The sequence below is a fragment of the Tsukamurella asaccharolytica genome (assembly GCF_007858435.1).
GTDB classification, from domain to species: Bacteria; Actinomycetota; Actinomycetes; order Mycobacteriales; family Mycobacteriaceae; genus Tsukamurella; species Tsukamurella asaccharolytica.
Window position 1 is genome coordinate 140,382 of record NZ_VIGW01000002.1, and the last position, 20,880, is coordinate 161,261.

Sequence of the window (20,880 nt, forward strand, 5' to 3'; positions counted from 1 at the left end):
GTGCTATCCAATCAGCTCGGCGGCAGAGGTGGGCCGTGGACGTTCCTCATCGAGACGACGCCGGGCTGCAGTGTCGGTCCGGGGAGCGGAGAGTGTGCCCGGAAGGCGCGCAATGTCTCATTCCACCCCGGCCCCGGATCGAGCGGGCCACCGTGTCCGCCGGACGGTAATCTGACGACGTTCACCGGGGTGCCACGCTGCCGGGCGACGTCGGCGTACTCGGTCACGACCGAGTAGTGGATGATCCGGTCGTCCGCCGCGTGCACGATCGTGATCGGCACGCTCGCGTTGATCCGCTCGATGGGGTTGACGAGCTCGTACCGGCGGGGAACGACGCTGCGCTCACCGCCGAGGACGTCGCGCGCGTTGGTGGTGATCCGTCCGGTCGCGGCCATGTTGAGTGCAGCGCCGAGCGCGACCACGGCGCGCGGGACCACGCGCGGAGGCGGGCCCGGTCCGGCGGACGGATCCACAGCCCGCGACGCGGTCCAGGCCGCGAGTTGTCCACCGGCCGAATGCCCGCCCGCGATCACGTCGTGAACGCGCACCTGAGTCGTTCTCCTGGCCAATGAGGAGACGAAGTCGACCGCCGCGGCGACGTCCGAGAAGGTCGTCGGCCAACCGCCACCGCTGCCGACCCTGCGGTATTCGATGTTCCACACCGGATGCCCACGGGACTGGAGCGCCCGCGCCAGCGGCTCGAGAAGGTCCGCGCTGGACCACGCCTTCCAGCCTCCCCCGTGAATGAGGACGACCGTCGATCGGAGGGGCACCGTGCTTGTGGGCAAATAGAGCGTGCCCTGTGTTTGATCGTCCGCCCCGACACGGAGATACGGGATAGTGGTCACGGAGCCCGGGGGTAGTAGCCGAGTTGCGAGCGGATCCACCGCAGGCTGGGGCGGAGCGGATCCGGCGGTCGCCGCAATGACGACGAGCGCGAGCAGGATCGACCACGGCGTGCGGGCGCTCCGACGAAGGCGACGGAGGATGTCTCTCTCGGAGGGCACGTTCGGGTCCTTCGTTCGCTGGGGTAGCCGACCGCCGCGTCAGCACCCCGTCGATCGAACCGCCGGATGGCGCCGGGCGGTACCTGCGGTCCGGCTGGACCTCCTGCCGATCGGCGGAGATGCACCGGCCACCAGGCCGACGTATCGGGCACCCGTTCGGATTCACTGGAATCGCAGCTGAGATCGGGGCACACTGAGAGTTCACAGACCGGTGGCATTTGGGGGGTACGCATGATCCGCGTCGTGGTCATCGATGATGAGGAACTGGTGCGGTCGGGCTTCCAGCTCATCCTCGATGCCGCTGCCGACATCGAGGTGGTCGCCACCGCGGTGGGGGCGCAGGGCGTACGGGCGGCCAGCATGCACCGCCCGGATGTGGTTCTGCTCGACATTCGCATGCCGGACGTGGACGGTCTGACCGTCTTGCGCCAACTGCGGGCGCTGAAGTCTCCCCCGACGGTGGCCATGCTGACCACCTTCGACTCGGACGAGTACATCGCCACCGCTCTGCGCAGCGGGGCAGCGGGATTCATCCTGAAGGACACCGGCCCGGAGCAGCTGGCGCAGCTGGTGCGCACGCTGGCCCACGGCGGGGTGGTGCTGTCGCCGCAGGTCTCCCAGACCGTCGTCGACAGGTACCTCGGGGCCGGGGCAGGTTCCCATTCCGCCCATCAGGTGAGCCGCTTGACCGACCGCGAACGCGCCGTGCTGGTTCTCATCGCCGAGGGGCTTTCCAATGCTGAAATCGGTAAGCGGATCCACGTCAGTGTCGGCACCGTCAAAGATCACATCAGTGCGATCTTCGCGAAACTCTCCGTCGGGAGCAGAGTCCAAGCCGCAATCATCGCGCAGCAAGCGGGCATGCTGTCGGGCAACTCCGTAGGCAACCAGAAATCGTGACGATCGTTCCCGCGGGCGCCTCCTCCTCCACGAAGAGGAAACTACTCACGGAGGGGGTGCTCATCACGGCAGCGGGTGCGGACGCCGCACTCACTCCAGCCTCCGCAGTGCACCTGTGGTTCGCCGTATCCGTGGCAGTCATCGCTGTCGCCGTTCGCAGGCGATGGCCGATCGCCGCATTCCTGGGGAGCATTTTCGCGCTTTTCGCGTCGAGCGCGATGATCGCTGTCGTCATCACTCTTTTCAACGTGGCAACCAGGTTCGATCAGCGAAGACTACTCGGCAGTTTCGCTGCGATAGCTGCAATCGGATACATCTGGACCACCCTTCAGATCACCGAGACAGCCATTGATTTCTCCGTCTATACGGCGTCGGACGCCGTCATCGTGGGGCTGTACGCGACGATGACCGCAGTCGCACCGATCGTCATGGGCAGGCTCGTCCGCACCCGCGAGGAATTGCGCGAACGGCTGATCGACATCGAGCAGGTCCGCGAGCACGAACGGCAACTCGACGCGCAGGCGATACTGGCGAAGGAACGGAATCAGCTCGCGCGAGAAATGCACGATGTGGTTTCGCACCAGGTCAGCCTGATCGCGGTTCAGGCCGCGGCATTACAAGTCAGTTCACCGGACCCTGCCGCCAAAGAGACTGCCGGCACGCTTCGACGCCTCGCGGTGAACACCCTCGAGGAACTGCGCCACATGGTGAACCTGCTCCGCGCCTCGGGGGGCACCGGTTCCGGCCTTCACCCTCAGCCGACACTGACCGACCTCGAGCGCCTGATCGACACGAGCGGAATCGAGACGCGTCTCGACGACAATGCAGCACGATCAGACCTCGATCCGGCATTGCAGCGCGCCGTCTATCGCACCGTTCAAGAAGCGCTGACCAATGTGAGGAAGCACGCTCCAGGCAGTTCAGCCGTGGTGAAGATCGACCACACGGCGACTGCACTCAACGTCACGATCACCAATACGCGGCCGACTCGGCCCGTACTCGCTCTGCCCAGTGCTCGGCATGGCCTGATCGGTCTCCAGGAGCGAGCCGCACTGCTCGGTGGTGTGATGTCGACCGAGGAGACGTCCGACGGCGGCTTCCGCCTCAGCGTGTCACTGCCCACCCGGACCAGCACGCAGGAGACTACAGCCGCGCCGGGTGCCGACGGAGACCGTCGGCCGTTGTCCGAGCAACGGCGTCGGAGCGATTCGAGCCAGGAACAACTCTGACATCCGGTCGGCGAAGGGATTCCAGCCGGATGGATGCGGACCTCCCGCCAGGAGCCCGTGTACAGTCCGGCCGGCCCGACCGACCATTGAGTGGTGGGCGTGCATGAAGGACCGCGGCGGGTACGGCACCTGACGAGCCAGTTCGATGCTTGACTGGTCGCTGCTGCGCGGACCGCTACCGCTCACCGCGCTCGTGCTGGGCGGCCTCTGCGGGCTGTATCTGCTGTACGGCCGGGGTCGTCGCTGGTGGTTACGAGCGCTTCCCCTCGTCGGCGTATTCGCCGCTACCGGCGCCATCGTCGTCAACAGGCTGATCGACTACCACCTGTACACACCCACACCCATCCTGGTTGTCGTATGGATCGGCGTCGGACTCGGATCGATCGGCCTCGGCGTCCTTCGAGCGCGGAGAGCGCCGTGGAAACGCTGGATCGCCTCGGCGGTGTCGGTGTTGATCGTTCTCACCGTGGCAGCGGGCGAGGTCAACCGGTACTACGGTCATTATCCCACTCTTCGATTCGCGCTCTCTCTCCCGATCTCCGGCGAAAGCGACTTCACGTCGATCGGGGGGCCGGTCCGCGATCCGCAGCGCGCGATCGCGGGCCGCAGCCTTCACGAGAACTGGACCCCCACGAAGCGGCCGAGTGTCCACGGCACGCTGGCGCAGGCGGACATTCCCGGAAGGCTTTCCTCTTTCCCTGTGACTCGACGCGCCTTCATCTACCTGCCGCCCGCCTACCTGGATCCCCGCCGCCCGCTACTGCCCGTTCTGGTGTTACTCCACGGCCACCCGGGGACGCCCTACGACTGGGTGAGCGGGGGCGAGATCGCCGCGGTGATGGATCGTTTCGCGGCGGCGCACAACGGACTGGCCCCCGTCGTCGTCATGCCTGATTCGACGGGGGCAGCGTTGCGCAATCCTCTCTGCGTCAACTCCCGCCTGGGCAACAGCGAGACGTACCTCGCAGACGATGTGCCGGCGTGGATCCGGAGCAACTTGCAGGTCGACACGAACCCGCGCCGTTGGGCGGTCGCCGGACTGTCGTACGGCGGGACCTGCGCGCTGCAACTGGCTCTCCGCAGGCCCTCTGCGTACCCGACGTTCGTCGACATCTCAGGCGAGGCTGAGCCGTCGCTCGGAAGTCGCGACAAGACCGTCCGTGCAGCGTTCAACGGCGACACCAAGTCCTACAAAAAGGTGAACCCCCTCGAGATTTTGGCCAATGACCCCGCGCCGGCTGGTGTGGCCGGTGTGCTGACCGTGGGCCGCGACGACACCGAGTTCATCCCCCAGCAGCGGACGGTTCTCGCGGCGACGCGGCGGGCCGGGATGGATGTCCGGCTGCTCGAGGTTTCAGGAGCGCACAATTGGGAAGCCTGGGCCGGCGGTCTACGGCAATCCTTGCCCTGGCTCGTTGCCCGCCTGGGCATCACGGCACCCTGACGCACACGGTCCTTCAGGGGCAACGGGGTTCATCGTGGCACTGTGGGCGCGGCGGGCCCTTCTCTCGCCAGGAAGTTGTACATGACGTGCCAGAGCCACTCGGCGGGCCCTCGGTCGAAGTGGCGCAGCCACAGCCACGAGAACGCGATCAGTATTGCCGAGATCGAGACCATGGCCACGGTGGTGGCCGCGAGATGGGGCAGCTGCGCGAACCAGGGCTGATCGAAGAATGTCCGCGACCCGAGCACACCGAGAATGTTCTGCAAGAGATAGCAACTCAACGCCATTCGCCCGACATGCGACACGGTGCGCCCGACTCGGCCGAACTCTCGCCGGACGGCGTATTCGGCGACCAGGGCGAGCAGACCGAACGACACGCCCCACGCGAAGAAGTAGCGCGCCCAGTGGCCGTGCTCGGGAGCGAGGAAGTACGTGGTCACGAAGTCCAACGGGAGTGCGAGACCGAAGCCTGCGACCATGAGGACGTAGCGCAACTTGCGCCGGTGCGGCTCGAACACCCCATGCCGGTAGAGCAGACCACCCACCAGGAAGAGCGCCCCAGCCATGAACACCACCGTGGTGAACTCTGCATTCACAATGAGGGGTTCAGGGAAGCTACGCAGGTTGCTCAGCACGAGGTCCCACCACGTCCCCGTCGCCGGATCAGCGTGGCCCATCGCCTCCGGTTCCGGATTCGGTGTCCGACTCGGGCGGGCGCTCCCGTCGGACGCCGAATCCTGCGACGACAGGCTGAGGTGCGCCATGTACCCGTCATGAATCACCATGAACAACAGGGCGAACCAGATCTGAAAGCGGTCGGCGAACAGGACCAGGAATGCCACCACGAAGGCGACCACGGCGTACGCGCGCAAGACGTCGAACTGCACGACGAGGATGTAGTTCAGAAGACCGTCGATGAACAGCAGCAGGCAGCGGATGGGGTACTTGCCCGGCCACCGCTTGCCCCGACGCACCGCAGATCGATGCTGGATCGCCAGACCGATGCCGAACATGATGGTCAGCAGCCCTAGGAATTTTCCATTAGGGAACCACTGCGCGAGCCCCGCGAGATCAGGTCCGTGATCCGAAGGGTCGCGCGCAGCGGTGGTGAAGATCCAGATATTCGACGCCAGGGTGCCCAGGATCGCAATGCCACGCAGGACATCCAGTGCTGCCAGGCGGCGCCCGGGATCCGACGATCGCTCTTCAGCGGCGGGGTCGAGCAGAGGCGGGGAACTCATACCTCAAGACTCGGCGGACCGCCGGCCGCCCGGTACTGGCGACCTCGCTGAAATCACCAGCCGAGCGGCTGGAATCCCGCCTCGATCGCGGCAGCGAGGTGATCAACCCCCTGGCTCAGGGGCGGGCGGTGGAGGGACTGCTGCACCCCCGGAAAGGATTACGGATCCGTGCAGCAGCCCCGCCTCCTTCTAGTGAGCGAGCTTCAGTCCGACGACCCCGCCGATGATCGCGACGATGCAGAGAATCTTTGCTATCGAGGCAGTTTCCGCGCCCGTCGCCATCGCGTAGATCACCGTGAGGGTCGCACCAATGCCCACCCACACCGCGTACGCAGTGCCAGTCGGAAGGTCGCGCATTGCGAGGGCGAGACCGACCATGCTTACTACGAGGGCCACGACAAAGACGACCGTAGGAGTAAGTTTGGAGAATCCTTCCGACTTGCCCAGTGCCGTGGCCCACACGGCCTCAATGATTCCGGAAGCGATCAGGATGATCCACGCCATGGTGAGTACCCTCCTCAGGTACACACCGTCTTTTCGCTGGCCGGGTACGGTGTGCCTCGTCCGGGATGTCACTAGCGACGCTTAGAACCATACACGGAAAGGGTGAACTCGCAAGACGGAGTGACCGCCAATAGAGGCTTGGGCGAACTCAGCCGCGACGCTCCTCCGTGACTACCGACAGATCGCGACGCAACGAGCGCTTCCTGTGCGTGACGTAGAGAACGGTCCATCGTGTGGTCAAGTTCGGCAACAGTTCCTTGTCCCGCAACTTGACGCGGACGGCCACCAGATTGCTCAGCCGATCCTCTCGCGCGATCACATGCTCGGCATACGCTGTCACCGATTCACGGTCCCACCCCGTCGGCGCGACAACACTGCGCACTCGCGGCAATCCATCCACGTCAGAATTCTAGACCGGCACCATTCGACAGGCCAAAATGCGCCGCGTCAGGGCCGATCCGCTTCAGGGGAGCGCGTTTTCACAGCCCGAAACCTCGCCACAGGGCGCCGATCACAGATCTCATGCTGAACAGGAGCTTGACGGTTTTCCCAGCAGGTGAACTGAACACTGTAAGACAATTGCCACAAACGGTCCTCGCGGCGCACTGAACGGGCTCCGCGTTCCACCCCTTCGCATCCGACCAGCAGCTGCCTGCGATACCCCCGGCGTACCGGCCGCGGATTCGCAGAAGCATTGAATCTGGCTGTGCAACAGGGCATTCTGAAATGCCCAACCGGTCGGTCCGCGGTCCGCGCGGCTCAGCGCAGATCGCCGCGCGGCCGCCCGAGTCGAACATTCGGCACCAGGCGATGACGTTGCGCTCGGATAGTCGGCGACGGGACAGAAAAGGCCGAAATGCGACTATTTCGCTATCTCGCTCGACATAGTCGCTGAGTTTGACTTCATCCCGAATCGTCAGACTTTCCACTCTTCGGTTGACGACTACAACCGAGACCACTCACCACGCCCCGCGGGGCAAGAAGGAGCAGCGCACCTACCGTCAGCAGCGCCCCTGGCAGGACCTGTCAACCGGAGAAGCGGCGGGTCCAAACTCAACCCTGATGCACTTCAGGATGAGTTCGCGAGAACCCCCTGGTTATCAGAGCTTTGCAACCGGCGCAAGCGCTTGCCGAAATTGATTGTTTTTACAGCTAACCAGAGCTCGGCTTGGTAGCGTCCACGGCGCGGGTCACATCAGACACCGCTTTCGAATGACTGACCAGTCAAATCAATGGAGGCGCACCGTGGGATCGAAAAACATCATCCTCATCAGCTGGCCCGAGTCGGGACCGGCGTACGAGGCGTTCAGCAAGTTCAAGGACCTGGATTCGGGCTCGATCACCATCGACGGCTCGGCTGTCGTCGAACGCCAGGACGATGGCCAGCTCAAGGTCACCGACGGTCAGGACAACGTGATCGGGCTCGGCACCCTCGGGGGCGCCGGACTGGGCACGCTGATCGGAATTCTCGGCGGACCCCTCGGCGTGCTGCTGGGCCTGGCGGGCGGTTCCCTCGTCGGAGCGGGATTCGATGTGGCACGCGGCGGTGACAGCGACGATGTGATCTCGCATCTGAGCAGCGCACTGCCGGCGGGAACGACGGCGATCATCGCCGAGGTCGAGGAGAGCGATCAGTCGGCCCTCGATGATTTCGCTCTGCGCAGCGGAGGTGCGTTGATTCGCCGCGACGAGGACGAGGTTCTCGGCGAGATCTCCGCAGCTGAGGATGCCGCTGACGCGGCGGCGGACGCGGCGCGGCAGAAGGCTCACGAGGCCAAGAAGGAAGAGCGCAAGGAGAAGCGCGACGAGCGCGTGGCCAAGCTCAAGGCCAAGCTCAAGGGATAACAGCCCACCACTGCTGCGGCAGTAGTCGCGCCCGCGCTGAGGGCACGACTACTGCCGCACCAGTCCCTTTCTGCCCGTCAGTCGTGACAAGCTGCTCCACATGCCGCTTCCACAATGAGAGATTGAATTGGTCTCTAGAATGTACCGAAGATGGCTGCTACCGGGTGCGACCCGGATTGGAGTGTCGCTCGTCGGCGCTGTCGTCTTTTCCTTCCTTCTCCTGTGGTTCACCCGTAATCGCGCGAACGCCCTCACGCTCCACGATGCGAGCGTCGTGCTCTTCGGCTTCTTTCTGGTGACATACCTGCTGACAACTCTGATCGTCTTCTCGACAACTCGTCTCGACACTGTCGCCGACTGGACCCGATCGTTTCCCCCGGCCGACTCGTTCCGGCGCAGCCTGAGAACCGAGATGCCGGCCCTGGTCTCGATATTCGTAGTGTCTTTCGCCTCACTGCTCGTCGCGTCGGTGTGGATTCCGGGGTCATCAGAGAGCGCGTTCTCGATGCTGACGAGGAAGATCATCGGTGGTGGCCTGATTGGCATTGCTTGGGCCTGCATCGCGCTAGCGTTCGCTGTCAAGTTTCTCGTGGACGATGTCTCGAGCAACTACTCCTCGCTCACATTCAGCGGAAGCGAAGTCAAGCGCTCATGGAGTGACTACTGCTATTTCGCGGTGAGCGTGATGGCGACATTCGGAACAACCGACACCACTGTCAATACGCGGTCGGCCCGGAACTCGGTCGCGGTCAACGGCTGCATCGCCTTCTTGTTCAACACCGTCACCGTCGCCGTAGCCGTAGCCTCACTGACCGCATAGCCGCGCTCCGACCGTCATCGGCGAGCTGGCAGTTCCGTGGCGCAGATCATCGACGGTTCTTGACGATTCGCCCGTTCTGGATGACAAGTCGCACCGCGGCCGGGTCACCGAACACCTCGGGACGCTCGATCGGATCGCCGAAGAATCCCGCCAGGTCGGCCTGCTTGCCGGCCTCGATGGTGCCGACCCGATCGCCGATACCCAGGATGTCGGCGTTGATCTGGGTGGCGGATCGCAGTGCGAGCAGCGGCGTCTCGATCGATGACCGCAGCTGCAGCTCGAACCCCCGGTTACGCTGGTCCGGGCCGATCAGGTCCGAGCCGGAGCCGACGCGCACGCCCGCGGCGCGCGCGGCGAGTAGTCCGTCGATCTGCCCCTGCATGACGCTGCCCAGGCGCTCGCCGATCGATTCGGGCAATCCGGATCGCTCTACGCCGTTCGCGAGAGCATGCGTCACCGAGAGGGTGGGCACGAGGGCCACTGCGTTGTCCGCCATCACAGCGGCAGTGGCTTCGTCGATGTCGGAGCCGTGCTCAACGCATGTGACGCCGGCGGCCACAGCACGCCGGATTCCGTCGTTGTTGTGGGCGTGCACCGTCACGTAAGTGGCGCGATCCTTCGCCTCCGCTACCGCGGCGGCGATCTCGTCCTGGCTGAATTGCACGTCGGTCAGCTTGTCGTGCATCGAGACCACGCCGCCGGTGACGCAGAGCTTGAGGAACTGGGCGCCACGGCGGAACGCCTCGCGGACGTTCTTGCGCATTTCGTCGACGCCGTCCGACAGCATGGAGAGGTCTCGCAGCCCGGGGATCGCCCGCCGGTGCCACTCGTCGGCGGGCTCCCACCCCGGTGCGAAATGACCGTGGCCACCGGTCTGACATTGGATCGGTCCGCACTGCAGGATCCTTGGCCCGCGGACCTTCCCTGCTGCCACGACGTTCGCCAGGCCCGCGTCGATTCCGCCGGTATCGCGCACCGTCGTGAAGCCGGAATCCAGTGTCTGAGAGCAATTATCGAACATGTCGGCCGCGATTTCGGCCACCGAGAGCTGCCCCATGCTCGCGGCGATGTCACTACTGAGCCCCAGATGCACGTGTGCGTCGATCAGACCGGGGGTGAGCGTCAGGCCTGACGCATCCAGGGTGGCGCCGCGGCTCGGCGCGCGACCCACTTCCGTGATGGTCCCGTTCTCGACGTGCACGGCACACCCGTCCACGGGTTCGGCGCCCGTGCCGTCCACGATTCGTGCGCCCACGATCCAGTAGTCGGTATCGGCGGGATCTGCAATGGTCATTGAGGTTCCTCGATCTCAGTTGCGGTCGGTAGTGCCGGTCAGGTGGTGCGCCGCACTCGCGGCTCGAAGCGCAGCCGTTGAAAGATCCCCGCAGGCCTGCCTGCAGCGGGGGCGAGGAGGCCGAGGATCGCGAACCGGCCGTAGAAGCCCTCGAGCGCGGAGTCGGGAGCAGCGGCGGGGGTGAACAATCCCGGCCCGGCGCTGCGGTAGGTGATCGGCGGTAGATCGGGCTCTCCCCCGACGAATCCGCGCAGCGTGCGCGAGTGCTCCTCGTCGTGGGGCAGGAACCGAGTCCTCTGCACCAATCGCTCTTCGAGAACCTCTAGGTTGGTCTCGAACTGGAACTGCCGGTAGGTACCGGCTGCATTCGGGTCGATACCGGCTGATCTGTCGAATTCGGGCGACAGCGCACGACCACGCACGGTGCGCTCGATCACCGTGTTGTGCAGCCGGTCGTGCAGGAGCTTATCGGGGCCGCTCACGTAACTCACGATGGCGGTATCGTGTTCGGGCAGTACGGTGAAGCTGGACGTACCGCCCGGCGAACCGCCGCCGTGCCACAGTGCCACGGTGTCCGCGATCGGCACGCGCCACCAACCGAGGCCTACCGAAGGCAAGTGCGGGACGGCGAGGCTGTAGGACTCCTCCTGGGCGTGCACAACGGACGTGGTCGACAGGATTCGCTCTCCGGTACAGGCGATTCCGCGATTCAGTATCACCTGGCCGAAGGCCAGCATGTCTGCGAGCGTGACCAGCGTCGTAGCGCCAGCGCCGGCGCAGGAATCCGGCATGGCGAAGGACGTGCTCGCGCGCATCCGGCCCGTACTGTCCGGGTAGGAACCGATGGCCGTGCCCGCAGTAGGGTGCCGTGCGCTGGTAGCGGTCGCCATCCCGGCTGGTCCGAAGAGCTCCCGGTCCATCGCCTGCTCGAAATCGAGGCCCGTCTGCGACTCGATCAGCCGGGCAGCCAGCACGAAACCCGGGTTGGAGTAGTGGATTCCGCATCCTGGGTCGAACAGGACGCTTCGAGCGACGAGGGCGTCTACGTACGACCGATGCGCTTGCGGTCCGCTCACGGACGCAGGCACGAAGGTATCGGCATCGATTCCGTTGGTGTGATTCAAGAGCATTCGCACGGTGATGGAATCGGCGGCTGCGGAATCGACGAGGCCGAACTCTGGAAGGTACCGCCGCACAGGGGCGTCGAGCGCGATCGCGCCGCGCTCGACCAGCCGGAGGACGACCGTGGTCACGAGGACCTTGGTCACCGAGCCCAGCAGCCACGCGGTGTCGGTTCGGAAGGCCTCGCCGGTGTTGATGTTCGCGATGCCGTGAGCGAGTTCGAACGTCTCGTCGCCGGATCGCACAGCCACCGCCGCACCGGTCACGCCCGGATTCGACTTCTGCTCGGCGAGCAGGAGTTCGAGTTCGTTTCGGATATCGGCTAAGGCCACGCTGGGACTCCCCGTCTCGACCACTGTGAAGTCCCGACTCTAGTTCGCCTCACCGACGGCGGTCTTCATACAAGTGTCGAATAGCCGGTCGCAGATCTTCGAGAAAGGTATCGCCCGACAGCGCACGGCTCCGGGTCTGCGCGCCGATAGAATCGTAGAGCAGATAGCACTGCGCCACCCGGGAAAGGATACGGGGAGCCCGAGGCGAATACGCCTCTTATTCCTCTAGAATTCGATGAATAATACACTGAACGATCTCGCCACCCGCGTATCGGAACACCTCATGGAATCCGACGCCTCGTACCAGCTGCGGAACCGCGGGAGGATCTCGCGATTCCGTACTCGGAGTGCGGCGGACTTCTCAGAGGACGCGCGCCTCGGCCGGGAAGTCCTGCGCGGGCTGCGCGAGACCGACACGCGTACGCTCACCACCGATCAGCGCAACACCGCCGGCTACCTGAGGCATCTGGCGACCGGCTGGATCGATACGGACGAGTACCGGCTCCTGAACTTCTCGATCACCCCGTATGCCAGGCTGTTCCGCTTCGCCCCCTTGTACGAGGCACTGAAAGCCCACGCTCTGGAGGGGCCCGACGATGCCGACCGGTACCTGCTTCTCGTTTCGGACTACCGGGCCGCTGTCGATCAGCTGCGGGTCGACCTGCGCGAGCAGGCCGACAACGGGATCTTCCTGCCGCGCCCGGCGATCACGGGGGTGCGATCGGCATTGCTCGCGGCGGCTGAGACCGCGTTCGACCGGGTGTCGTGCAAGCGCGACGGCGACACGCTGTCCAGTGCGTTCGGCACTCAGTTGGAGCCACTCGCCGAAGAGATTCGCGACGCCTACGTCTCCGCGGCTTCGGCATTCGACGAGCGCTACGAGAGCGCGGCTCCGGATCGGGTCGGTCTGGGACAGTACGAGCGCGGCGCGGAGAACTACCGAGCTCTGATCGGGCGGTTGACCACGAGCTCGCTCGGTCCGAGCGAAATCCACGAAATCGGGCTGGCGCAGGTGGCGGACCTGGGCGAACGTATGGAAGAGCTGGAATCGCGGCTGGTCAGTGAGTCGGGCCGGGTGAGCCTGCGGGAAGCCCTTGCCACTGAGTCACGCTTCTACGCACGGAGTCCCGAGGAGGTCGAAGCTCTGTACCTGCGCCACATGGAGGCGTTGGCCCCGCATCTGAGCGAATACTTCTCGGTGCTGCCGGCGGCGCCCTACGGTGTTGCTCGCGTTGCGCCCGAGTTGGAGCCGACTCTCACGTTCGGCTTCTACGAATGGCCGACTGCGACGGATCCCGTCGGGCGCTACCGGTACAACGGCTCGGAACTCGACAAGCGTTCCTTGCTGTCTGCGGCAGCGCTGATCTTCCACGAGCTGGCTCCTGGCCATCACTTCCACATCGCCCGGCAACTCGAGAATCCGGATCTGCCTGAGCTCAGGCGTGATCCCTCGGCGCTCTGGGCGTTCGCCGAGGGGTGGGCGGAGTACGCGTCGGGGCTGTGCTCAGAATTGGGCCTGTACTCCGACCCGTACGACGCGTACGGCCGCCTCGTGCAGGAGCGCTTCACCGCCGTCAGGATGGTCGTCGACACCGGGATGAACGACCTCGGGTGGAGTCTCGATCAGGCGCGGGACTACATGCGAGTGAACACGATGGACTCCGACGTGCAGATCGCCAGCGAGACGCTGCGCTATTCGACCGACATCCCGGCGCACGCCCTTGCCTACCGGCTGGGCTGGATCGAGTTCGAAAGGCTGCGCACGCTGGCGAAGAACCAGCTGGGTGCGAGATTCGACATCAAGGAGTTCCACGAGGTGCTGCTCGCCCCGGGATCACTTCCGTTCGGGATCGTGGCGGAGAACGTCGACGATTGGATCGCGGGGGTGCTCGGCGGCACCGTCGCGCCGGATCACGGGTGATCCGGGCCGCTGAACAGAAGCGCGAGTTTCAGGCTCAGGTGCGCCGACAGCCGGTCGTTCCCGTCGGATAGGTCGAGCCCCGTGATCTCCTCGACTCGTTTGAGCCGGTAGTAGAGCGTCGCGCGATGGATATGGAGTTGCTGCGCTGTGCGCTGCACGTCTGCGGCGTTGTCCAGATACGCGCGAATCGTGACGACGAGCTCATCGTGCTTCGCCGCCGGATCGAGGAGCAGCTGTACGCCGGGATGGAGGCATTCGGCGAGCTCGGCGCGCGGGATTTTCGCCAGCAACGCGTAAACCCCCAGTTGGGAGTAGGCGACGGTGTTGCCGAGCGATCCGGTGATGTTCCCGGTTGTGGCGGCCTGCCGTGCCTCGGTATAGCTGTGACCCGCGTCGGATAGACGTTCCTGCGTGGTGCCGATGCCGACACATGCCCTCGCGAACCCGACGGCGGGGGCCTCGACTGCGAGCCGGTCGTACATCGCGGAGGCGAGTTCGCAAACCGAATGGTCGATGCTCGACTGCCGACCCGGCGGGAAGACCGCGAGCAACAGCGAGTGATCGGGCCGGTCAAGGGTCAAGGTGCGGCCCGGTGGAAGGCGTCGCCGCGCATACTCGATCGTCGTACGAAGCGCCTGGCGCGTCTCGTCCCCCAACGGGGTCCCGTACTCGTGGTCGACGGTGACGACCAGCGCCGTGACCGTGCCCGCCGTCACGAGCTCCTCCTCGATCAGGGCGTCCGCTGCTTCGAACCGCAGGGCTTCTTCGCTCGCCACCAGGTCGCGGACCAGTTCGCGTTCTCTCGCCCGGATCCCCTCCCCGAAGTTGCTGCCCCGGTGAAGGAGCAGCGCCGCCTGGCACGACGCCTCGCGCAGGACGGCCACGTTCCGATCGCTCACCGGCCCGTCGGAACCCAACAGCCACAGATATCCGTGCAGATTGCGTCCGTGCCTGATCGGCATGCCGATGCGGTCCACCGACATCCCGTACTCGTGCCGGGCCGGCACGGTGAAGACGTCGTGGGCGCGCGACGCCCCGTGGTCGACGACGTGGTTGTACAGGTCGGTCGGCACGGTGCGACACAGGATGGAACTGGTTCGTGCGGTGTCGACTTCGTCGACGTGAGCACTGTAGGCAAGGATGCGGATGTGCGCGTCGTCGATCGCGACGGATCGGCCCAATCGCTGCGCGAGGGAGTCGACCAGCCTTTGCAATTCCGATGCCACGTACGTGGGTGTTGCAGAGTCATTGCGGTCGTTGTCGACGATCGTCGGATTCGCCACCCTGTTACTTTTTCTACCTTTTGTTCTCACTGTAGACATATCAGTGTTCACCGCGCCGCCCATCTCGAACCCGTCTCTGCCGCAACGTCGGCCAGGATGGCACACCCGCTGCGATACGCAGGCTTTCACAGATGACGGGGGCGTGAGGTCGATTCGGGAGAACCCAGGTGGCCGAGTTCTCAACGATCGCCGATGTTTTCACTCGTTCGCACCATTCGATTGCACGGTTGCTTCGCTGTGTATTCTCAGTGCGAATTGTTATTCAGTGGTGCGGAGTCTTCACGTTTCTCTTGGCAGAGGGATAGCCGGTGATTCGCCCCGGACGAAATCGACGGCGCCCGGCCCGGACGCTCGCCCGGCGGGACTTACCGGACGCGTTTGACGGGCTCGGGGCGCAACTGGTGCACGGCGTCGAGAGGAGCAGTGATGGCCCGACCGTCATCGAGGCGGATCGACGCCGCGCCCTTCACGACTGAGAGAACAACACCGAAGGAGGCCATTTCCCGTGTGTATCTGACCCGGTCTCCGGGATGGAGAGGATAGTTCGTCATGGACCGGCTTGCGTCCTTCTCTTGGTCGAATCGGGACTGTCGCGCTTCTTCGGAACCACGGCTTCCACGCAACCACTCTGGCAACGTCCCCCACCCACGGCGGCGCGCACCAGAGCCACTTATAGCCTAGCTCACTAATGTGGAACTGCAACGCCCGGGACGGCGGCGGCCCCTCGACGCTTCCGCATCGAGGGGCCGCCCGGTCCTGCTAGGAACTACTTGCCGGTGAGCTTGTCCTTGATCTCGTTGACGCCGTCCTTGACCTTGTCGGCGACTTCGGAGACCTTCTGCTTCACCTCGGCCTGGGCCTGGTCGGCCTTACCCTCGCCCTTGAGCTCATCGTTACCGGTGGCAGCTCCCGCCGCCTCCTTTGCCTGCCCCTTGAGCTCCTCGGCCTTGTTCCGTGCGTCGTCAGCTAGCCCCATGGTCACTCCTTGGTTGTGCGAAAGGTTTGCATCACGAAGCTACCCGTTCCGCGCGACGCCTGCCACGCCAAGCTCCGCGCGCTCGACCACTCCCCGCCACGGCCGGGACGGCGGATTCCGTCAGTTGACGCGATCAGGAACGGAAACGGCAACTGAGACACCGGAGTCCCGGTGCCGACAGGGCACCGGGACTCCGTTCACGTGCGAGCCCGTAGGCGGTGACGTGCTAGCTGGCCGGGACGACCTTGCCGTTCACCGTGACCTCGACCTTGTCGGTCGTGGAGTCGAAGGTGATCTTGCCGTGCTCGAACGTGCTCGTCTTGATCGCGCCCTGGGTGGTCTCGTCGCTGGTCGGGACGCCGAGCGGTCCCGCCGAGCCGTTGGTTCCGCCCGCAGCCGGGTTGCCCGCGGCATCGCGGTCAACGTTCCACGCGTCGCGGATCTTGCCCCAGGTGATGTACGCAGGAGTGCCGGCATCGTCGTTCTTGGCGACGATCACACCGCCCTTGAACTGCTGGAAGACCACTCCGTTGTCACGCTTACCCGCGTTGCGATCGCCGGTGAGCGCTGCGCCCAGGTCGGTGCGCTGCGCCTCGGTGGCAGCCGAGTACTTGGCTGCGATCGCGCCCGTCAGGGTGATCTCCTTGCCATCGGCGTCCTTGACCTTGACCTCGTTCGACGCTCCTGCGACAGCCGAGGAGGCGCTCGCTGCACCGCTTCCGACGGCGGCGGTCGCATCCGACGCCGCGCTGCCGACAGCACTGGTCACGGAGGAAGCGGTATCGCTGCCGCTGTCGCTGCAGCCGGTCGCGATCATCGCAGCGGCCCCCAGGCCTGCAACCGCACCAGCGATGCGGCGGTGTGCGTTCGTCATCATGAGACACTCCTCAAAATTGCGCTTGTTGAATCGGACCATCAAACATTAGCTGATGGCAACATTCTCTGGGTGAGGAACACCCCGGACGCCTCTGTGGGGGCCATCTGCACAGAATCCCGGGATCGGCCTTGACTTCGAGGGTGGTCGAAGCCTTAGCGTTGCTCACGTGGTGGATCACCGAAGACCTGCACCCGCGGAGCGGTCGGCTCCGTCCAGCCCCACCACTCCCAGGAGGTTCGACATGCTTGCCCACCGCACCCTCGGCGACCTGCGCGTCTCCGCCCTCGGCCTCGGCTGCATGGGCATGAGCCATGCCTACGGCACCGCCGACCCCGACGAGGCCCGCGCCACCCTGGAGGCCGCGCTCGCCGCCGGCGTGACGCTCTACGACACCGCCGACATGTACGGCAACGGCGCCAACGAGGAGTTCCTCGCCCCCTTCGTGCAGGCCCACCGCGACGAGATCGTGCTCGCCACCAAGTTCGGTTTCGTCAACGACGAGAACGCCAGGCCTGTCGGCCTCGACGGGCGCCCGGAGCGCGTGGCGGAGTGCGTCGACGGATCGCTGCGCCGCCTCGGCGTCGACGTGATCGACCTCTACTACCTGCACCGCGTCGACCCCCAGGTTCCCGTCGAGGAGACCGTGGGCGCGATGGCCGAGCAGGTCGCGGCGGGCAAGGTCCGCGCGCTGGGACTGTCCGAGGCGACCGGCGAGGACATCCGCAAGGCCGCCGCCGTGCACCCGATCGCGGCGTTGCAGTCCGAGTACTCGATCTTCACCCGCGACGTCGAGGACGGTCCGCTGCAGGCCGCCCGCGAGGTGGGCGCCGGGCTCGTGCCCTTCAGCCCGCTCGGCCGCGGCCTGCTCACCGCCGACCGCAAGGCCGTCGCCGCGGCCCTGGGCGGCGACGACTTCCGGCACACGATCCCACGCTGGCAGGGCGAGAACCTCGAGGCGAACCTGCGACTCGTCGACCGGATCGACGCCATCGCAGCGGATCTCAGTTCCGACGGTGCGCCGGTGACCGCCGCGCAAGTGGCGCTCGCCTGGGTGCTGGCGCAGGGCGACGACATCGTCCCGATCCCCGGCACCACCCGGCGGAAGCATCTCGCCGACAACCTGGGCGCCGCGGCGGTGACGCTGACCGAAGCGCAGGTCGCGGAGCTCACCGCGCTCTCCGCCGTCGGCGGCCGGCTCCCGCAGCGCACACTGCAGCAACGCTGAGCCACGGCGGGACGGCCCGCTCGGCCGCGTGCGGGCCAACCGCCGGGCAAGGCGACACCAAGGGGTCGCGGCAATCGTGGAGGTCGGCAAGAAGATCCGTGCCGACCACCGGGAGAATCGATGCATCCCTATCCGACGAAGAGCGCCCTCTGCTTCGTTCCGGCCTGACGCCAGCTTTCACCTGCGGAGCGGCGGACCTCGGCGGACCCACTGACCCGTGTCCCCCAGTAGCGGGACACCCCGCGGAATCGCAGGGGTGCGCCGCTGGCCGGACACGTCAGCGGACGCCAGGGGTGGCGGCCCGGTCCGGCGCCGTCCAGCGGGCGACCGCGGCTAGCGCAGCGGAGGCGACGAGCACGCCCCCGGCGGTGAGGAACGCGGCGTCGTAGCCGTCGCCGAGCATCGGCGCGACGACGAGCGGGCCCACGATCTGACCGATGCCGTAGGCCGCGGTGAGTACGGCGGCCGCGCGCGGGATGCCGATTCGCGCGCCCGCCTCCATCGACAGCATCACCACACCGATGAACGTGCCGCCGAACAGCACCGCCGAGACGGCGGCCGCCGACGGACCGCGCACTAGCGCGGGCGATACCGCCGAGACCACCTGTAGCAGCAGCGCGATCACCAGCAGGCTCTCGGCGGAGCGGTGCCGCCGCAGGCGCGTCCAGAGCAGCGGCGAGATCGCGGCGGCGAGGCCGACGATCACCCACGCGGCCGGGCCCTCCCAGGACTCGCCGCCCGCCGCGACTGCGGCCACGAGGAACGTGCCGAGCACGATGTAGCCGACGCCCTCAAGGAAGTAGCTGGTCCCGAGCGCCCAGCCGGCGATGCCGGGCCGGGGCGGGGCGGCACCGTCGGGCCGCGGCGCGGCGGTCGCAGCACTGGGCGGCAATCGCCACGCGACGAGGCCGAACAGCGCCGTCGCCAGGGCGGACACCCACCACAGGGCTCGCCACCCCACCACCTCGCCGAGCCCGACCACGAGCACCCCCGACGCGGCGATCCCGACGCCGACGCCGCAGAAGGCGGTCCCGGCGGCCGCGGTACCCGCGACTGCGTTCGCGCAGTACACGAAGACCACCGCGCTGGCGAGTCCCGCGATGAGTCGCACCACCGACCAGAGAGGCACGTTCACGGCGAGCACCATCGCGATCTCGCTGGCCACGAGGGCCAGCAGCGAGGCCCGCAGCAACACCGTGCTGCGGGCCAGGCGCGGCCAGATCGCCAGCGCGATCGCGCCGAGGAAGTACCCGAGGTAGTTGAACGTGGCGACGATCGCGGTGGAACCGGGCGAGATGCCGGCCTGCTCCTGCATGAGCGGCAGGATCGGCGTGTAGGCGAAACGGCCGAGCCCCATCGCCGCCGCGAGCCCGGCGAGGGCGCCGAAGCCGATCCGCCGCGTATTCACTACGTCATTCTAACGAGCTGGCCTGGATCCCAGGTAGAACGGCTAGAAGGGCTGGTCCGCCGGCTTGTTGGCGAGCACGTGCACGTAGTAGTCCCGCAGGCGCAGCTGCGACGCGGCGGCCTCGTCGATCACGACGGTGACGTGCGGGTGGAACTGGAGCACCGACGCGGGGTTGATCGCGGCGACCGGCCCCTCGACCGTGGCGGCGATCGCCTCGGCCTTCCCCTCGCCCGTGGCGAGCAGCACCAGGTGCGCGGCGTCGGAGATGGTGCCCAGGCCCTGCGTGAGCACGTGGATCGGCACCTCGTCGATGGAGTCGAAGAAGCGGGCGTTGTCCTCGCGGGTCTGCGCAGTAAGGGTCTTGATCCGGGTGCGCGAGGCCAGCGACGAGACGGGCTCGTTGAAGCCGATGTGGCCGTCGGTGCCGATGCCCAGCAACTGCACGTCGATGCCGCCCGCGGCCTTGATCGCGTCCTCGTAACGCTGCGCCTCGGCCGGGATGTCCGTGGCCGTCCCGTCGGGACCTTCGACCTTGGCGTCGGGAATGTCGATGTGCGAGGTGAATTCCTTGCGGATCACTTCGCGGTAGCTCTCGGGGTGGCCCTTCGGCAGCCCGATGTACTCGTCGAGGTTGAAGGACGCGCAGTCGGCGAAGCTCAGGCCCTCGTCGCGGTGGCGGCGGATGAGCTCCTGGTAGGTGGCGAGCGGGGTGGAACCGGTGGCCAGCCCCAGTACGGCGGGACCGCGCCGCACGTGCTCGGCCACGATGTCGGCGGCGGTCACGGCGACGTCGCCGGGAGTCCGGCGGATCACGATTTCCATGCAACCAGTCTATGCGCGGCGTGCACCGAATAGCTGCAGATCATCGGAACTGGTCATGACCAATTCAGATCGCTCGTGAGCGCCCGCGCAGGCCGCCGACGAGCAGAATCAGGCCCGCGCCACCCACCAGCAGCGCGAAGCCGAAGGCGCCGAAGATTCCGCCGAGGAGCCGCGTCATATCGGGCCGCTTCCCGAGCACGACCTCCGTATAACCCGGCGTCGGCGGGCACGTCGCCGTGACCGCACCGGAGTCGGTGTCGAAGACCCGCAGCACCATTCGATTCTCCACAGTGACACTCCCGGAGACCTCTCGCAGCGGAATCGGCGCACCGTCGGGACCGGTCAGCACGCACGACGGCGCGCCCTCCTTGGTCCGCGTCGCCGCGAGGACCGCGTATTCGGCGTCGGCCGGCAGCTCGACGGCGTGCGGCGCACCGTCGAGCGGGACGACCTGCGCGCCGAGCCGGAACTGCGGCAGCGTGAGCAGAAGGATCAGCAGGATCGGCACCACGACCGCCGCAACGATCATTGCGGCGCCGACTCGGAGCTTCGTCGCAGGGTTCACTCCGCCGACCCTACGGGCGGAGAGTCCCGCGTCGGGCGGTTCGCGGCGCCACATTAACGCACGTC

The 20,880-nt window shown here is 66.2% G+C and carries 19 protein-coding genes and 1 riboswitch; of the genes, 7 read left to right on the forward strand and 12 right to left on the reverse strand.

From position 1 onward, the window contains the following. Positions 1–11 precede the first annotated feature (11 nt). Entirely contained in the window at positions 12–1,007 is a 996-nt protein-coding gene (locus FK529_RS03885; protein WP_146559716.1) for an alpha/beta hydrolase family protein, read from the reverse strand. Between the two features lie 231 nt (positions 1,008–1,238). On the opposite strand from FK529_RS03885, the gene FK529_RS03890 reads away from it, so the two are divergent. The 3 genes from FK529_RS03890 to FK529_RS03900 all read left to right on the forward strand — a co-directional run bounded on the left by FK529_RS03890 (position 1,239) and on the right by FK529_RS03900 (position 4,580). Further along, positions 1,239–1,907 carry a response regulator gene (locus FK529_RS03890; protein WP_146559717.1) on the forward strand — a complete coding sequence of 223 codons (669 nt, stop codon included), beginning with the start codon at positions 1,239–1,241 and terminating at the stop codon, positions 1,905–1,907. After that, on the forward strand, positions 1,904–3,136 hold the full coding sequence (locus FK529_RS03895) for a sensor histidine kinase (protein WP_205124353.1): 1,233 nt from the start codon (positions 1,904–1,906) through the stop codon (positions 3,134–3,136). Before FK529_RS03890 ends, FK529_RS03895 begins: the two co-directional genes overlap by 4 nt. A 145-nt stretch (positions 3,137–3,281) precedes the next feature. After that, positions 3,282–4,580, forward strand: coding sequence for an alpha/beta hydrolase (locus FK529_RS03900; protein WP_146559718.1), 1,299 nt, complete (start codon positions 3,282–3,284; stop codon positions 4,578–4,580). 29 nt (positions 4,581–4,609) lie between these two features. Here FK529_RS03900 and FK529_RS03905 read toward each other — a convergent pair whose 3' ends face one another. The 3 genes from FK529_RS03905 to FK529_RS03915 all read right to left on the reverse strand — a co-directional run bounded on the left by FK529_RS03905 (position 4,610) and on the right by FK529_RS03915 (position 6,725). Then, complete coding sequence (locus FK529_RS03905) at positions 4,610–5,821, reverse strand: DUF418 domain-containing protein (RefSeq protein ID WP_146559719.1); 1,212 nt, start codon at positions 5,819–5,821, stop codon at positions 4,610–4,612. A gap of 189 nt (positions 5,822–6,010) precedes the next feature. Then, positions 6,011–6,325: a DMT family transporter gene (locus FK529_RS03910; RefSeq protein ID WP_146559720.1), complete on the reverse strand. Its 315-nt coding sequence runs from the start codon at positions 6,323–6,325 to the stop codon at positions 6,011–6,013. Between the two features lie 19 nt (positions 6,326–6,344). Beyond that, a riboswitch (guanidine-III (ykkC-III) riboswitch) is annotated at positions 6,345–6,409 on the reverse strand. A 64-nt stretch (positions 6,410–6,473) separates the two neighbouring features. Continuing rightward, entirely contained in the window at positions 6,474–6,725 is a 252-nt protein-coding gene (locus FK529_RS03915) for a hypothetical protein (RefSeq protein ID WP_146559721.1), read from the reverse strand. Between the two features lie 845 nt (positions 6,726–7,570). Between FK529_RS03915 and FK529_RS03920 the strand changes: the two genes are divergently transcribed. Both FK529_RS03920 and FK529_RS03925 read left to right on the forward strand, forming a co-directional pair. Beyond that, entirely contained in the window at positions 7,571–8,170 is a 600-nt protein-coding gene (locus FK529_RS03920; protein WP_146559722.1) for a DUF1269 domain-containing protein, read from the forward strand. Between the two features lie 181 nt (positions 8,171–8,351). Continuing rightward, positions 8,352–8,990 (forward strand): DUF1345 domain-containing protein, encoded by a 639-nt coding sequence (locus tag FK529_RS03925; RefSeq protein ID WP_158635040.1) that lies wholly within the window; start codon positions 8,352–8,354, stop codon positions 8,988–8,990. 46 nt (positions 8,991–9,036) lie between these two features. On the opposite strand, the gene FK529_RS03930 is transcribed toward FK529_RS03925, so the two are convergent. Together FK529_RS03930 and FK529_RS03935 are read right to left on the reverse strand one after the other, a co-directional pair. After that, complete coding sequence (locus FK529_RS03930; RefSeq protein WP_146559724.1) at positions 9,037–10,284, reverse strand: metal-dependent hydrolase family protein; 1,248 nt, start codon at positions 10,282–10,284, stop codon at positions 9,037–9,039. Positions 10,285–10,322: 38 nt separating this feature from the next. Further along, a complete protein-coding gene (locus tag FK529_RS03935) occupies positions 10,323–11,738 on the reverse strand; it encodes a serine hydrolase domain-containing protein (protein WP_158635041.1) in 1,416 nt (471 codons plus the stop codon). 235 nt (positions 11,739–11,973) lie between these two features. On the opposite strand from FK529_RS03935, the gene FK529_RS03940 reads away from it, so the two are divergent. Next, complete coding sequence (locus FK529_RS03940) at positions 11,974–13,659, forward strand: DUF885 domain-containing protein (protein WP_146559726.1); 1,686 nt, start codon at positions 11,974–11,976, stop codon at positions 13,657–13,659. On the opposite strand, the gene FK529_RS03945 is transcribed toward FK529_RS03940, so the two are convergent. The 3 genes from FK529_RS03945 to FK529_RS03955 form a co-directional block, all read right to left on the reverse strand. After that, positions 13,650–14,942, reverse strand: coding sequence for a PucR family transcriptional regulator (locus FK529_RS03945; RefSeq protein ID WP_158635042.1), 1,293 nt, complete (start codon positions 14,940–14,942; stop codon positions 13,650–13,652). The two genes, FK529_RS03940 and FK529_RS03945, sit on opposite strands and share 10 nt — an antisense overlap. A gap of 766 nt (positions 14,943–15,708) precedes the next feature. After that, complete coding sequence (locus FK529_RS03950) at positions 15,709–15,918, reverse strand: CsbD family protein (RefSeq protein WP_146559728.1); 210 nt, start codon at positions 15,916–15,918, stop codon at positions 15,709–15,711. A 226-nt stretch (positions 15,919–16,144) separates the two neighbouring features. Continuing rightward, positions 16,145–16,792, reverse strand: a complete 648-nt coding sequence (locus FK529_RS03955) for an LGFP repeat-containing protein (protein WP_146560136.1) — start codon at positions 16,790–16,792, stop codon at positions 16,145–16,147. Between the two features lie 244 nt (positions 16,793–17,036). On the opposite strand from FK529_RS03955, the gene FK529_RS03960 reads away from it, so the two are divergent. Then, positions 17,037–18,020 (forward strand): aldo/keto reductase, encoded by a 984-nt coding sequence (locus FK529_RS03960; protein WP_146559729.1) that lies wholly within the window; start codon positions 17,037–17,039, stop codon positions 18,018–18,020. 277 nt (positions 18,021–18,297) lie between these two features. Here FK529_RS03960 and FK529_RS03965 read toward each other — a convergent pair whose 3' ends face one another. The 3 genes from FK529_RS03965 to FK529_RS03975 all read right to left on the reverse strand — a co-directional run bounded on the left by FK529_RS03965 (position 18,298) and on the right by FK529_RS03975 (position 20,815). Then, the gene (locus FK529_RS03965) at positions 18,298–19,428 is read right to left on the reverse strand and encodes a YbfB/YjiJ family MFS transporter (RefSeq protein WP_146559730.1); all 1,131 of its coding nucleotides are present in this window, start codon (positions 19,426–19,428) and stop codon (positions 18,298–18,300) included. Positions 19,429–19,470: 42 nt separating this feature from the next. Next, positions 19,471–20,250 carry a glucosamine-6-phosphate deaminase gene (nagB, locus tag FK529_RS03970; RefSeq protein ID WP_146559731.1) on the reverse strand — a complete coding sequence of 260 codons (780 nt, stop codon included), beginning with the start codon at positions 20,248–20,250 and terminating at the stop codon, positions 19,471–19,473. A 64-nt stretch (positions 20,251–20,314) separates the two neighbouring features. After that, a complete protein-coding gene (locus FK529_RS03975) occupies positions 20,315–20,815 on the reverse strand; it encodes a hypothetical protein (RefSeq protein WP_146559732.1) in 501 nt (166 codons plus the stop codon). Positions 20,816–20,880 lie beyond the last annotated feature (65 nt).